Genomic DNA, 13,271 nt, shown 5'->3' on the forward strand with positions numbered 1-13,271 from the left:
AGCATCCGCCTCGCACTGTCTGCACAAGACGAACGAACCCCGCTTGACGAAGGAGTCCGAATGACCGAGCTGACCCGCGACGTCGTCATCGTCGGCGCCGGCGCCGCCGGCACGACCGCTGCCAACGAACTGAAGAAGGCGGGCCTGTCGGTCGTCGTGCTGGAGGCGCGCGACCGCGTGGGCGGGCGCCTGTGGACCGACGTCGTCGACGGTGCGATGCTCGAGATCGGCGGGCAGTGGGTGTCGCCCGACCAGGACGCCCTCAAGGAGACCCTCGCAGAGCTGGGTCTCGAGACGTACAGCCGGTATCGCGAGGGCGACTCGGTCTACATCGGCCAGGACGGCGAGCTCACCCGCTTCACGGGCGAGATCTTCCCCGTCGCGCCCGAGACGGAGAAGGAGATCGTGCGCCTCATCGAGGTGCTCGACGGGCTCGTCGCGCAGATCGACCCCGACAAGCCGTGGGAGCACCCCGACGCCGAGACGCTCGACCGCATCTCGTTCGAGGCGTGGCTCGAGGAGCAGACCGACGACCAGGAGGCGCGCGACAACATCGCCCTCTTCATCGCCGGCGCGATGCTCACCAAGCCCGCGTACGCGTTCTCGGCGCTGCAGGCACTCCTCATGGCGGCCAGTGCCGGCAGCTTCTCGCACCTCGTCGACGCGGACTTCATCCTCGACGAGCGCGTGGTCGGCGGCCTGCAGCAGGTCCCGCTCCTGCTCGCCGAGCGTCTGGGCGACGACGTCATCCTCGGCCAGCCGGTGACGGAGGTGCACCGGTCGGAGGACGGCGTGCGCGTCGTGACCGACAACGGCCTCGAGGTGCGCGCGCGGTTCGTGATCCTCGCGCACGCGCCGATCCTGTACCCCTGGATCGAGTTCGCACCGCCGCTGCCGCGCCTCAAGCAGCAGATGCACCAGCACATCTCGATGGGCTTCGTCATCAAGGTCCACGCCGTCTACGACCGTCCGTTCTGGCGTGAGCAGGGCCTGTCGGGGACCGCGTTCAGTCCGTACGAGATCTCCCACGAGGCGTACGACAACACGAACCACGGCGACGAGCGGGGCACCCTCGTCGGCTTCGTGTCGGACCGCAACGCCGACGACCTGTTCCGCGTCTCGGCCGAGGAGCGCAAGGAGCGCATCCTCGAGTCGCTGTCGCACTACTACGGCCCCGAGGCCAAGACCCCGCTCGTGTACTTCGAGAGCGACTGGGGCGCGGAGGAGTGGACGCGCGGCGCGTACGCCGCGAGCTTCGACCTCGGCGGCCTCGCCCGCTACGGCGCGGACCTGCGCACCCCCGTCGGCCCCATCCACTTCGCGTGCAGCGACATGGCCGGCGCCGGCTACCAGCACGTCGACGGCGCGATCCGCATGGGGCGCCTCGTCGCCGCGAACATCGTCGAGGCGGCACGCCGATGAGCGACCGCATCGTCGTCGGCTACACGGCGACGGACGCGGGAGCGGATGCCGTCGCCCTGGGCGCACGCCTGGCCTCGGCCATGGATGCACCGCTCGACCTCGTGCTGGTGCTCCCCGCCGAGGACCGCAGCGTCATCACCCCGCCCGACGCGGGCTACGACCGCTACCTCGTGACGCAGGCCGAGACGTGGCTCGCCGAGGCTGCCGCTTCGATTCCGGATGCTGTGACCCACACGTCGCACGTGCGTTTCGGCGACTCCTTCGCCGAGGGCCTGATCGCCGCCGCGCACGAGCTCGCGGCATCCCACATCGTCGTCGGAGCCGCGAACGGCGGCCTGCGCGGACGCCACCGCCTCGGCACCGTCGCGAACGAGCTGCTGCACTCGTCCGACGTGCCCGTCGTGCTCGCCCCCGAGGGCTCGCGCCGGCTGGAGGCCACCTCGATCAGCCGCGTCACGGCCGCCATCGGCACACGCCCCGGGGCGAGCGCACTGCTCGACGAGAGCGTGGCCCTCGCCACCGCGACGGGCGCCGAGCTGCGGCTGCTGTCGCTCGTCTCGGTGGACCTTCCCGCCGGGGTCGACACCGGCGTCATCCGCATCGCGGGCGCCGCCCACGCCGACGACGTGCTCGGCAAGGCCCTCGAGGCGCTGCCCGACGGCGTCGAGGCCGACGTGGTCGTCGCCCGCGGCGACAGCATCGAAGACGCCGTCGCCCACCTCGGCTGGGAGCCCGGCGAACTCGCGGTGGTCGGCTCGAGCCGGCTGGCCCGGCGCCGGCGTCTGTTCCTCGGCTCGACCGCGGCGAAGATGCTGCACGAGCTTCCCGTACCCATGGTCGTGGTGCCCCGCACGCGCGGCAAGAAAGGCGCACGCTGATGAGCGCTTCCGAGAGCCGCGGCACCACGCCGCTGGCCCCGTCCGCCGGCGCGCACGCCGGTGAGCTGTCCAAGAAGGGCCTGAGCGCGGGAGCGGTCGGCGTCCTCGGCGCCGTCGTCATCGGCGTGTCGACCATCGCCCCGGCCTACACGCTCACCGCGTCGCTCGGCCCGACCGTCTCGGTCGTCGGCACACAGGTGCCGGCGATCATCCTGGTCGGCTTCATCCCGATGCTGCTGACCGCGTTCGGCTACCGCGAGCTCAACCGCGCGATGCCCGACTCGGGCACCTCCTTCACCTGGGGCGTGCGGGCCTTCGGCCCCTGGATCGGCTGGATGACCGGCTGGGGACTCGTGGCCGCCACCGTCATCGTGCTCTCGAACCTCGCCGGCATCGCCGTGGAGTTCCTGTTCCTGCTGATCTCGCAGCTGAGCGGCAACCCCGACATCGCCGAGCTCGCGTTCGACCCGTTCGTCAACGTCGTGGTGTGCCTGCTCTTCATGCTCGGCGCGACGCTCATCTCGTACCGCGACATGCAGACCACGCAGAAGTTCCAGTACGTCCTGGTGACCTTCCAGGTCGTCGTGCTGCTGCTGTTCGCCGTCGTCGCGATCGCCAAGGCGGTCTCGGGCGACGCACCCGACCCGACGGCGTTCTCGTGGTCGTGGTTCAACCCGTTCGAGGTGCCGACGTTCAGCGCCTTCGCGGCCGGCCTGTCGCTGTCGATCTTCATCTTCTGGGGCTGGGACGTCGTCCTCACGATGAACGAGGAGACCAAGAACCCCGCCAAGACGCCGGGGCGCGCGGCGATGCTCACCGTCGTGATCGTCGTCACGCTGTACCTCCTGCTGTCGATCGGCCTGATCATGTTCGCCGGCGTCGGCGACGGCCCGCTGGGCCTCGCCAACGAGGACATCTCGGCGAACGTGTTCTTCGCGCTGTCCGACCCGATCCTGGGGCCCCTGGCGTTCCTCGTGTCGCTCGCGGTGCTCTCGAGCTCCGCCGCCTCGCTGCAGTCGACGGCCGTCGGTCCCGCGCGCACGCTGCTCGCGATGGGGCACTACGGCGCGCTGCCGCCGAAGTTCGCGAGGGTGAGCCCGCGCTTCTTCACGCCCGGCTACGCCACCGTGGTGTCGGCGATCGTGGCGTCGGTCTTCTACGCCGTCATGCGCGTGGTCAGCGAGAACGTGCTCACCGACACGATCCTGTCGCTCGGCATGATGATCTGCTTCTACTACGGCCTCACCGCGTTCGCATGCGTCTGGTACTTCCGCAAGCAGTGGTTCGACTCTGTGCGCAGCTTCTTCTTCACGTTCCTGTTCCCGCTCGTGGGCGGCGCGATCCTGGCTGTGCTCTTCGTCACGACCCTCATCGACTCGATGGACCCGGCGTACGGCAGCGGATCGAGCATCGGCGGGCTGGGCCTCGTGTTCGTGCTGGGCGTCGTCGTCATCCTCGCCGGTGTCGTCATCATGATCTGGCAGGCGATCAAGCGTCCGGCGTTCTTCCGCGGTGAGACACTCAGTATCGACGCACCCGAGAGCCTTCGTCGCGCCCGGCGCTGACGGGCAGACTGTCCCCAATCCATCCGATCGGAAGAGGAAGCATGACCGACTACGCTGTCGTGAACCCGGCCACGGGAGAGACCCTGGCCACGTATCCGACCATCACCGACGAGGCTCTCGAGACCGCGATCGCGGGAGCGGATGCCGCGTACCGCACGTGGCGCGACCAGCCCGTGGCCGAGCGCGCCGCACGCATCCGCAAGGTGGCGGAGCTCCACCGCGAGCGTCGCGACGACCTGGCCGCGATCATCGTGCGCGAGATGGGCAAGCCACTGGAGGCCGCGCTCGGCGAGGTCGACTTCGCCGCCGACATCACCGAGTACTACGCGGACCACGCCGAGAAGATCACCGGCGACCAGCCGATCGACATCGACGGCGAGGGCACGGCGGTCATCCGGCGCTCCGCCCTCGGCGTGCTGCTGGGCATCATGCCGTGGAACTTCCCGTACTACCAGGTCGCCCGCTTCGCGGCGCCGAACATCGTGATCGGCAACACGATCATCCTCAAGCACGCCGGCCAGTGCCCCGAGTCCGCCGCCGCGATCGCCGCGATGTACGCGGACGCCGGTCTCGAGGGCGTGTACACCAACGTGTACGCCACGAACGAGCAAGCAGCGGCGATCATCGCGGACCGGCGCGTGCAGGGTGTCTCGGTGACCGGCTCGGAGCGCGCCGGCGCTGCCGTCGCCGAGGTCGCCGGGCGCAACCTCAAGAAGGTCGCACTCGAGCTCGGCGGGTCCGACCCGTTCATCCTGCTCTCGACCGACGACCTCGACGGCGCCGTGCAGGCGGCGGTCGACGCGCGCCTGGACAACACCGGCCAGTCGTGCAACGCCGCCAAGCGGTTCATCGTGGTCGACGGCCTGTACGACGCGTTCCTCGAGAAGTTCACCGCGAAGATGACGGAGGCGAAGGTGGGCGACCCGTTCGCCGAGGACACCGTGCTCGGGCCGCTGTCCTCGCTCACCGCGGCCGAGCGCCTGGCCGAGCAGGTCGACAAGGCGGTCGAGCAGGGGGCGACCCTCGTCGCCGGCGGCACCCGTGACGGTGCGTTCTACCCGGGCACCGTGCTCACCGGCGTCACCAGCGACATGGACGCGTACCGCGAGGAGTTCTTCGGCCCGGTGGGCGTGGTCTACAAGGCCGCCGACGAGGACGAGGCCGTCAAGATCGCCAACGACACGAGCTTCGGCCTCGGTTCGTACGTCTTCACGACGGACGAGGAGCAGGCCAAGCGCGTCGCCGACAAGATCGACGCCGGCATGGTCTACGTCAACGTGGTCCTCGCCGACGAGCCTGGTCTGCCCTTCGGCGGCGTGAAGCGCTCCGGCACCTCCCGCGAGATGGGCCTGCTCGCCGCCGACGAGTTCGTCAACAAGAAGCTGATCCGCATCGGCGCCTGACGGCTGCGCCGGGTGCGCGCGTTTCGACTCGCAAGCTCGCTCGACGACCGGAGGATCGGTCGTCGAGCGAGCGAAGCGGGACGAAACGCTAGAGCACTGCGCGGGCCTCGGCGAGGGCCTCATCCGCCCACTGGACCTGCTGCGGCGTGCCCCAGCGGGTCGCAGCCTCCCGTGCCGCCTCGAACGAGGTGACCGCCTCGGTGAAGCGGCCGGCGTCGAACAGGCGCCAGCCGGCGTTGTTGTGCAGCGACACCCTCCAGCGGAGCGTGCGCGGGTCCTCGACGCCGTCGAGGGCGCCGAAGGCGGCCGCCGTCCACTCCTCGGCCTGATCGGGCTCGGCGATCGCGAGCATGTGCAGGGCGTCGACCCGCAGGAACGTCAGGCCCGCGGCAGATGCCGCATCCACCGCCGCGAGGAAGTACGGCACCGCCGTCGCGGGGTCGCCTGCCGAGTTGCGCACGCGACCGCGCTCCAGCGCCGCACGTGCGGCCACGGCGGCGTCCTCGATCGAGACGGCGTCCAGGGCCCCGTCGGCCTCGTCGAACCGCTCCTGCAGCCCCAGGGCCCGCGCGACCTGCGTCTCGAGTTCCGCGCGGGTCGCAGCATCCGTCTCGTCCTCCGCCGCGGCGCGCAGGCGCGCCTCGGAGCCGGCCGCGTCGAAGAAGTCCCACAGCTCGTCGAGCCGGGTCTGGGAGAGGGTCATGCCGGAATGGTAATGCCGTCATCCGGGGGTGTCGCGGACGAGGCGCGCGCGCGAGGATGGAGTCATGGCAGACACACCGGACCCCGTCGTCTCCCTGTCCGATGAAGAGTGCTGGGAGCGCCTGCGCGGGCAGGAGCTCGGCCGCCTCGTCACACACGTCGGCGAGGTGCTCGACATCTTCCCCGTGAACTACGTCGTCGACCGCGAGAGCGTGCTGTTCCGCACGGCGCAGGGGAGCAAGCTGTTCGAGCTGACGGTCAACGACGAGGTGCTCTTCGAGGTCGACGATCACACCGACACCGACGCGTGGAGCGTGATCCTGCGGGGGCGCGCCCACCCGCTCGACCGTTCCGCGGACGTGGAGCGCGCGGACGGACTGGGCCTCAAGCCCTGGATCCCGACCCTGAAGTACACGTACGTGCGGGTCGAGGCGACCTCGCTGTCGGGTCGGGCGTTCGAGCGCGCGCCCGAGCCCGACCGGTACGGGGTGCAGCAGTACTGACCCCATGTGCGCGCCTGCGGAGCGGCCCCGGTTCGCGGGGCCTGCGGGCATGCCGTACACTGGATCGTGCAGTCGAAATCTGCATTCTTTCGCTGTGCCCGGTCCTCGGGTACGGATCCTCAAGCCGCGGTGAGAGGGGAAGAGTGCGGGTTTCGCGAGACCCCCGGGTCTCTAGGGCGGTAGCTCAATTGGCAGAGCAGCGGTCTCCAAAACCGCAGGTTGCAGGTTCGATTCCTGTCCGCCCTGCGCGTCAGCGCAACGCCGGTGACATGCTGGTAGTTGACAACACAGTGTGCCGATCCGTGTCGGCTCACGGAAGGTAATCAGGTGGCATCGATGGTTCAGGACGAGCCGAAGGGCGAAGTCGTCCCCGCAGAGGGAACGGCCGCGCCTCGCGAGAAGAAGCCCAACGTCTTCGCTCGTATCGCCCTGTTCGTCCGCCAGGTCTTCGCCGAGCTCCGCAAGGTCGTCACGCCGACGCGCCAGGAGCTGCTGAAGTACACGGCGGTGGTGCTGGGCTTCGTCGTCGTGATGATGGCGCTCGTCTACGGCCTGGACGTGCTGTTCGTGTGGATCACGTCGTACGTCTTCGGAGTGCCCGGCGCCTGATCCCGAGCGCTCCCGGCCCGCAGCGGGAGCATGACACGGGCGGACCGCAGGTCCGGCAGCGGACGGAACGGAAGAGAACTCACGTGACTGAAAGATATGTCGACGACGCCGATTGGGCGACGGCCGCCGAGCAGTCGTCGGAGGACGACGAAGCTCAGGAGGGCAACGTCCTCGCGGCGGAGGAGCGGTCGGTCGAGGCCGCCGAGCACCTCGCGATCCACATCGTCGACGACTCCGATGAGGACGACGCCGACCTGGACGACATCGACATCGACGACCCGGAGGCGGACGCCATCGTGAACGACGCTCTCAATCTCGACGAGACGGCAGAGACCGAGGCCGCGGCCGAGGTCATCAACGACTCCATCGCAGAGGAGGTCGCCGAGCGCGAGGCCGAGGCCGCCGACGAGGTGACCCCCTACGACGGTCCCGACGTGAACGGCGACGAGGACGAGCCCGAGCTCGACGAGGACTTCGTCGCGGAGGTGGATGCCGCCGCCGCCGTCGTGGACGACGTCGAGGCTTCCGTCTCGCCGGCCGACGCCGCCGAGGCTCCCGAGGTCGACGACGAGGACGAGGACCCCTACGAGGCGTTCCGCGCCGACCTGCGCACCCTCCCGGGCAAGTGGTACGTCATCCACTCCTACGCCGGTTTCGAGCGCAAGGTGAAGGCCAACATCGAGCAGCGCAAGTCGACGCTCGAGGTCGAGGAGGAGATCTACCAGATCGAGGTCCCCATGGAGGACGTCGTCGAGATCAAGAACGGCCAGCGCAAGATGGTCACGCGCGTCCGGATCCCCGGCTACGTGCTCGTGCGCATGGAGCTCAACGAAGACACGTGGTCGGTCGTGCGTCACACGCCCGGTGTGACCGGCTTCGTCGGCAACGCCCACAACCCGACTCCTCTGCGCTTCGAAGAGGCCTTCAACATGCTGAAGAGCCTGGTCGAGGTCAAGGAGGTCGCGGGTGCGAAGGGTGGTGCGGCCAAGAAGGGCGCCGCCGCCGCGGCCCGCGTCATTCCCGCCGAGGTCGACTTCGAGGTGGGCGAGACCATCACGATCAAGGAAGGCTCGTTCGCGGGCCTGCCCGGCACGATCAGCGAGATCAAGCCCGAGAGCGGCAAGCTCACGGTCCTCGTCTCGCTCTTCGAGCGCGAGACCCCGGTCGAGCTGTCGTTCGACCAGGTCACCAAGCTCTAAGCCTTCTGCTGGTAGACTCTGCAGGTTTGCGCACGCCCTGAGCGTGCGCGCTCGACACCGCGTTCCGGAACGGCCGGAATCGCGGGAGAACCGGATTATGGATCCCTTTACCGCTTGTAAAGAGAACTGAATCCGTTCGTTGAAAGGAAAAAGAATGGCACCGAAGAAGAAGGTGACCGGCCTGATCAAGCTTCAGATCAATGCCGGTGCAGCCAACCCGGCGCCGCCGATCGGCCCCGCGCTCGGTCAGCATGGCGTCAACATCATGGAGTTCTGCAAGGCGTACAACGCCGCGACCGAGTCGCAGCGCGGCAACGTCATCCCCGTCGAGATCACCGTCTACGAGGACCGCAGCTTCACGTTCATCCTGAAGACCCCGCCGGCCGCTGAGCTCATCAAGAAGGCTGCGGGCGTCCAGAAGGGCTCGAAGACCCCTCACACGGTCAAGGTCGCCAAGCTCACCAAGGAGCAGGTGCGCCAGATCGCCGAGGCGAAGCAGCCCGACCTGAACGCGAACGACATCGAGGCCGCCTCGAAGATCATCGCCGGCACCGCCCGTTCCATGGGCATCACGGTCGAGGACTGAGGGGGATAGGAAACATGGCTACCAAGTCCAAGGCCTTCCAGGCCGCTGCCGCCAAGATCGAGGCGGACAAGTTCTACACCCCGACCGAGGCCGTCGCGCTCGCGAAGGAGACCGGCTCGGCGAAGTTCGACTCGACCGTCGAGGTCGCGCTCAAGCTCTCCGTCGACCCCCGCAAGGCCGACCAGATGGTGCGCGGCACCGTCATCCTCCCGCACGGCACCGGCAAGACCGCCCGCGTCATCGTGTTCGCGACGGGTCCGGCCGCTGAGGCCGCGATCGCCGCGGGTGCGGACGAGGTCGGCGGCGCCGAGCTCATCGAGAAGGTCGCCGGCGGCTGGACCGCGTTCGACGCGGCCGTCGCGACGCCCGAGCTCATGGGCCAGGTCGGTCGTCTCGGCAAGGTGCTCGGCCCCCGCGGCCTCATGCCCAACCCGAAGACCGGCACCGTGACCCCCAACCCGGCCAAGGCCGTCGAGGAGATCAAGGGCGGAAAGATCGAGTTCCGCGTCGACAAGCACGCCAACGTGCACTTCGTCGTCGGCAAGGCCTCGTTCTCGGCCGAGCAGCTGGACGAGAACCTGAAGGCCGCGCTCGAAGAGATCGTGCGCCTCAAGCCCTCGAGCTCGAAGGGCCGCTACATCCAGAAGGGCGCCGTGTCGACCACGTTCGGCCCCGGCATCCCGCTGGACGTCAACGCGCTCGTCTGAGTCGTTTCGCACGAAGGCCTCACCCGTCCGGGTGGGGCCTTCGTCGTTCCCCGGGGCACGAGAGAGCGGCTCACCTGTCATGATGTGCTGCGACAGGCGGCAGTTCGCGACAGGGGAGCTGAGCGGCCGGGCCGTGTAACGTCCCGCGTGCGGTTGCGACGGCGGGAGTAGCGTCTGAGACATGCCGAAGACGCTCCAGGACCTGTTCGGAATCGACGCGCCGATCGTGCTCGGCCCCTTCGGCGGGCTGTCGTCGATCGAGCTCACCGCGGCGGTGAGCGACCTGGGCGGGCTCGCCTCGTACGGTCTCTACGGCTACTCCGCCGACCGCATCAGCGACACGATCGCCGCGCTGCACTCCGCGACGCGGCGTCCTTTCGCCGTCAACCTCTGGCTGCCGACGGGCGACGAGGTCACGCCGGGCGATGTCGACCTCGCGCCGGCGATCCAGGCCGTCGCGCCGCTGTACGACGAGCTGGGCCTTGCTCATCCCACGCCCCCGATCGAGTTCCTGCCCGACCTCGACTCGCAGCTGACGGCGGTGATGGATGCTGCGCCCGCGGCGTTGAGCGTGGTCTTCGGCGTGCCGTCGGAGCACGTGGTCGCGGCGGCGCGGAGCCGAGGCATCCGTGTCATCGGCACGGCGACCACCGTCGCCGAAGCCGTCGCGCTCGAGGCGGCGGGAGTGGACGCGGTCGTCGCCACGGGCGCCGAGGCGGGCGGCCATCGGGTGTCGTTCCTCCGGCCCGCGGAGCAGTCGCTCATCGGCACCTTCGCCCTCGTCCCGCAGGTCGTCGATGCCGTCGACGTCCCCGTGATCGCGGCGGGCGGCATCGCCGACCGCCGCGGGGTCGCCGCGGCGTTCGCGCTCGGGGCGTCGGGCGTGCAGGTGGGCTCGGCATTCCTCCGCACACGCCAGTCGGCCGCCACCGACGCCCACCGTCAGGCGATCGCCGACGCCTCCGACACCGCGACCGTCCTCACCCGGGCCATGAGCGGACGGCTGGCCCGCGGCATCCCGAATCGCGCCATGCGCGAGATCGAGACGACGGGGATCATCGCGGGGTTCCCCGCGCAGAACTGGCTCACCGGGCATTTCCGCGCCGAAGCCGGGCGTCGCGGCGACGGCGATCTCGTCTCGCTGTGGGCCGGCCAGGCCGCCGGGCTCGCACCCAGCGACGATGCGGCCGAGGTGTTCGCCGAGCTCGTCGCGGGCCTGCCCGCCTGATCGCGCCGGCAACAAAGCGCAACGAGACGGCCCTGAACCGCCGCGACCGTGTTGTACTGGAAAGTCCGCCCCTCACGGCGGATCGCACACACAGCACGCCGCACCACTCAGGAATTCACACATGTCACGCCGCATCACCGCTCTCGTCCTCACCGCCGCCACCGCCCTCGCCCTCACCGCGTGCAGCGGCGGCGCCGCCGACCCCGCCGCCAGCGGCGAGGGCGACGACTACGGCCTGGTGAAAGCCGGCACCCTGACGGTCGCCACCGAGGGCACCTACCGCCCGTTCTCGTTCCACGACCAGTCGGGCGACCTCGTGGGCTTCGACGTCGAGATCGCCGAGGCGGTCGCCGACAAGCTCGGCCTCGAGGTCGAATTCCAGGAGACGCAGTGGGACGCGATCTTCGCCGGCCTGGACGCCGGCCGCTTCGACGTCATCGGCAACCAGGTGTCGATCAACCCGGAGCGCGAGGAGAAGTACCTCTTCAGTGAGCCCTACACCGTGTCGCCCGGTGTGATCGTCGTGACCGAGGACGACGACTCGATCTCGAGCTTCGACGACCTCGCCGGAAAGACGACGGCGCAGTCGCTCACCAGCAACTGGTACGAGCTCGCCGAGGAGAGCGGCGCCACCGTCGAGGCGGTCGACGGCTGGGCGCAGGCTGTTGCGCTGCTGCAGCAGGGGCGCGTCGACGCGACCATCAACGACAGCCTGACTTTCCTCGACTACGAGAAGAGCGAGGGACCGACCGGCCTCAAGATCGCCGCCGAGACCGATGAGCCGAGCCTCAGCGCCTTCGCGTTCACCAAGGACAAGGACGCGCTGGCCGAGGCGATCGACGGAGCGCTGGCGGAGCTGCGCGAAGAGGGCGTCCTCGCCGAGATCAGCGAGAAGTACTTCGGCGCCGACGTCACCCAGTAGTAGCCCGCGAGCCGCCGCTCGTCCTACCGTGGGCGGGCGGCGGCGTCGTCTGTCGCAGAGGGAGGACGCGCATGGATGGCACCACCTGGGCGCTGCTGGTGGACTCGTTCTGGCCGCTGCTGCTCGCCGCGATCACCGGGACGATTCCGCTCGCGCTCGCCTCATTCGCGCTGGGGCTCGTGATCGCGATCGGGATCGCGCTCCTGCGGCTGTCGGGCAATCCCGTGCTCTCGAACATCGCCCGGTTCTACGTATCGGTGATCCGAGGCACTCCGCTGCTGGTGCAGCTGTTCGTCATCTTCTACGGGCTGCCGTCGGTGGGCATCGTGATCGACCCCTGGCCGGCCGCGATCATCGCCTTCTCGCTCAATGTCGGCGGCTACGCCGCGGAGATCGTGCGGGCCGCGATCCTGTCCGTTCCGAAGGGCCAGTGGGAGGCCGCGCACACCGTCGGGTACTCGCAGACGCAGACCCTGGCGCGTATCGTCCTGCCGCAGGCGGCGCGGGTGTCGGTGCCGCCGCTGTCGAACACCTTCATCTCGCTCGTCAAGGACACGTCGCTGGCGTCGACCATCCTCGTGACCGAGATGTTCCGCAGGGCGCAGCAGATCGCCGCGTTCTCCTTCGAGGTCCTCGCGGTCTACCTCGAGGCGGCCCTCATCTACTGGCTGATCTGTCTCGTGCTCTCCACCGGGCAGAGCGCGATCGAGAGGAGGCTCGACCGCTATGTCGCCCATTGATCCCACGGACGACGCGCTCGCCCCGCCCGCTCCCGCGGACGATCGCCCGCTCCTCGAGGTGTCGGGCCTCACCAAGACCTTCGGCACGAACCGCGTGCTCGACGGCGTCGACTTCGAGGTGCGTCGCGGCGAGGTGGTCGCCCTCATCGGCCCGAGCGGCTCGGGCAAGACCACGGTGCTCCGTTCGCTCAACGGGCTCGAGACGCCCGAAGCGGGAACGGTCGCCTTCGCCGACGGACCCCGCGTCGATTTCGCCGCACCGATCTCGAAGTCGGATCGGATCGCCCTGCGCGACCGCTCCGCGATGGTGTTCCAGCACCACAACCTCTTCCCGCACCGCACCGTCCTGCAGAACGTCACGGAGGGGCCGGTCCACGCGCACGGCGTGCCGAAGGCGGAGGCGATCGCCCGTGCGGAGGCGCTCCTCGATCGCGTGGGACTGAGCGAGAAGCGCGACGCGTACCCGTTCCAGCTCTCGGGCGGACAGCAGCAGCGCGTCGGGATCGTGCGGGCGCTCGCCCTGCAGCCGTCACTGCTCCTCTTCGACGAGCCGACGAGCGCCCTGGATTCCGAACTCGTGGGCGAGGTGCTCCTCGTGCTCAAGGAGCTCGCCGAGGAGGGGTGGACGATGGTCATCGTCACGCACGAGCTCGCGTTCGCGCGAGAGGTCGCCGACGAGGTGCTGTTCTTCGACAACGGCATCGTCCTGGAGCGCGGCGCGCCGAAGGAGCTGTTCAGCCGCCCCCAGCATGAGCGCACGCGTCGCTTCATCGACAGGATCCTGCGCCCCTTCGACGGCTGACCCGC

At 69.4% G+C, this 13,271-nt stretch carries 14 protein-coding genes and 1 tRNA gene; 14 read left to right on the forward strand and 1 reads right to left on the reverse strand.

The window, feature by feature from the left end:
* The first annotated feature begins 60 nt into the window (after positions 1-60).
* From ACFQ7C_RS06795 to ACFQ7C_RS06810, 4 genes are read left to right on the forward strand one after another with little or no spacing between them, the layout of a single operon-like run.
* A complete protein-coding gene (locus tag ACFQ7C_RS06795) occupies positions 61-1,422 on the forward strand; it encodes a flavin monoamine oxidase family protein (RefSeq protein WP_378898747.1) in 1,362 nt (453 codons plus the stop codon).
* Positions 1,419-2,300, forward strand: coding sequence for a universal stress protein (locus tag ACFQ7C_RS06800; protein ID WP_378898748.1), 882 nt, complete (start codon positions 1,419-1,421; stop codon positions 2,298-2,300). Before ACFQ7C_RS06795 ends, ACFQ7C_RS06800 begins: the two co-directional genes overlap by 4 nt.
* On the forward strand, positions 2,300-3,865 hold the full coding sequence (locus ACFQ7C_RS06805; RefSeq protein WP_378898749.1) for an APC family permease: 1,566 nt from the start codon (positions 2,300-2,302) through the stop codon (positions 3,863-3,865). Before ACFQ7C_RS06800 ends, ACFQ7C_RS06805 begins: the two co-directional genes overlap by 1 nt.
* A gap of 41 nt (positions 3,866-3,906) precedes the next feature.
* On the forward strand, positions 3,907-5,268 hold the full coding sequence (locus tag ACFQ7C_RS06810) for an NAD-dependent succinate-semialdehyde dehydrogenase (RefSeq protein ID WP_378898750.1): 1,362 nt from the start codon (positions 3,907-3,909) through the stop codon (positions 5,266-5,268).
* A gap of 88 nt (positions 5,269-5,356) precedes the next feature.
* Here the strand turns inward: ACFQ7C_RS06810 and ACFQ7C_RS06815 are convergent, their stop codons facing one another.
* On the reverse strand, positions 5,357-5,971 hold the full coding sequence (locus tag ACFQ7C_RS06815; protein WP_378898751.1) for a hypothetical protein: 615 nt from the start codon (positions 5,969-5,971) through the stop codon (positions 5,357-5,359).
* A gap of 64 nt (positions 5,972-6,035) precedes the next feature.
* Here ACFQ7C_RS06815 and ACFQ7C_RS06820 point away from each other — a divergent pair, with 64 nt between their 5' ends.
* The 10 genes from ACFQ7C_RS06820 (at position 6,036) to ACFQ7C_RS06865 (ending at position 13,266) form a co-directional block, all read left to right on the forward strand.
* Positions 6,036-6,473, forward strand: a complete 438-nt coding sequence (locus tag ACFQ7C_RS06820) for a pyridoxamine 5'-phosphate oxidase family protein (protein WP_378898752.1) — start codon at positions 6,036-6,038, stop codon at positions 6,471-6,473.
* Between the two features lie 173 nt (positions 6,474-6,646).
* Positions 6,647-6,719, forward strand: a tRNA-Trp gene (locus ACFQ7C_RS06825).
* Between the two features lie 90 nt (positions 6,720-6,809).
* Complete coding sequence (gene secE / locus ACFQ7C_RS06830) at positions 6,810-7,082, forward strand: preprotein translocase subunit SecE (RefSeq protein WP_045300625.1); 273 nt, start codon at positions 6,810-6,812, stop codon at positions 7,080-7,082.
* A gap of 83 nt (positions 7,083-7,165) precedes the next feature.
* Positions 7,166-8,281 carry a transcription termination/antitermination protein NusG gene (gene nusG, locus ACFQ7C_RS06835; protein ID WP_378898753.1) on the forward strand — a complete coding sequence of 372 codons (1,116 nt, stop codon included), beginning with the start codon at positions 7,166-7,168 and terminating at the stop codon, positions 8,279-8,281.
* 154 nt (positions 8,282-8,435) lie between these two features.
* Positions 8,436-8,867 carry a 50S ribosomal protein L11 gene (gene rplK / locus ACFQ7C_RS06840; RefSeq protein WP_378898754.1) on the forward strand — a complete coding sequence of 144 codons (432 nt, stop codon included), beginning with the start codon at positions 8,436-8,438 and terminating at the stop codon, positions 8,865-8,867.
* A gap of 14 nt (positions 8,868-8,881) precedes the next feature.
* Entirely contained in the window at positions 8,882-9,574 is a 693-nt protein-coding gene (rplA, locus tag ACFQ7C_RS06845) for a 50S ribosomal protein L1 (RefSeq protein WP_378898755.1), read from the forward strand.
* Between the two features lie 181 nt (positions 9,575-9,755).
* Entirely contained in the window at positions 9,756-10,802 is a 1,047-nt protein-coding gene (locus tag ACFQ7C_RS06850) for an NAD(P)H-dependent flavin oxidoreductase (protein ID WP_378898756.1), read from the forward strand.
* A gap of 121 nt (positions 10,803-10,923) precedes the next feature.
* A complete protein-coding gene (locus tag ACFQ7C_RS06855) occupies positions 10,924-11,724 on the forward strand; it encodes an amino acid ABC transporter substrate-binding protein (protein ID WP_378898757.1) in 801 nt (266 codons plus the stop codon).
* Positions 11,725-11,795: 71 nt separating this feature from the next.
* A complete protein-coding gene (locus tag ACFQ7C_RS06860; protein WP_378898758.1) occupies positions 11,796-12,464 on the forward strand; it encodes an amino acid ABC transporter permease in 669 nt (222 codons plus the stop codon).
* The gene (locus ACFQ7C_RS06865) at positions 12,451-13,266 is read left to right on the forward strand and encodes an amino acid ABC transporter ATP-binding protein (protein ID WP_378898759.1); all 816 of its coding nucleotides are present in this window, start codon (positions 12,451-12,453) and stop codon (positions 13,264-13,266) included. Before ACFQ7C_RS06860 ends, ACFQ7C_RS06865 begins: the two co-directional genes overlap by 14 nt.
* Positions 13,267-13,271: the final 5 nt, after the last annotated feature.

Origin of the sequence: Microbacterium sp. NPDC056569, from assembly GCF_042793475.1 — a bacterium.
Lineage (GTDB): Bacteria > Actinomycetota > Actinomycetes > Actinomycetales > Microbacteriaceae > Microbacterium.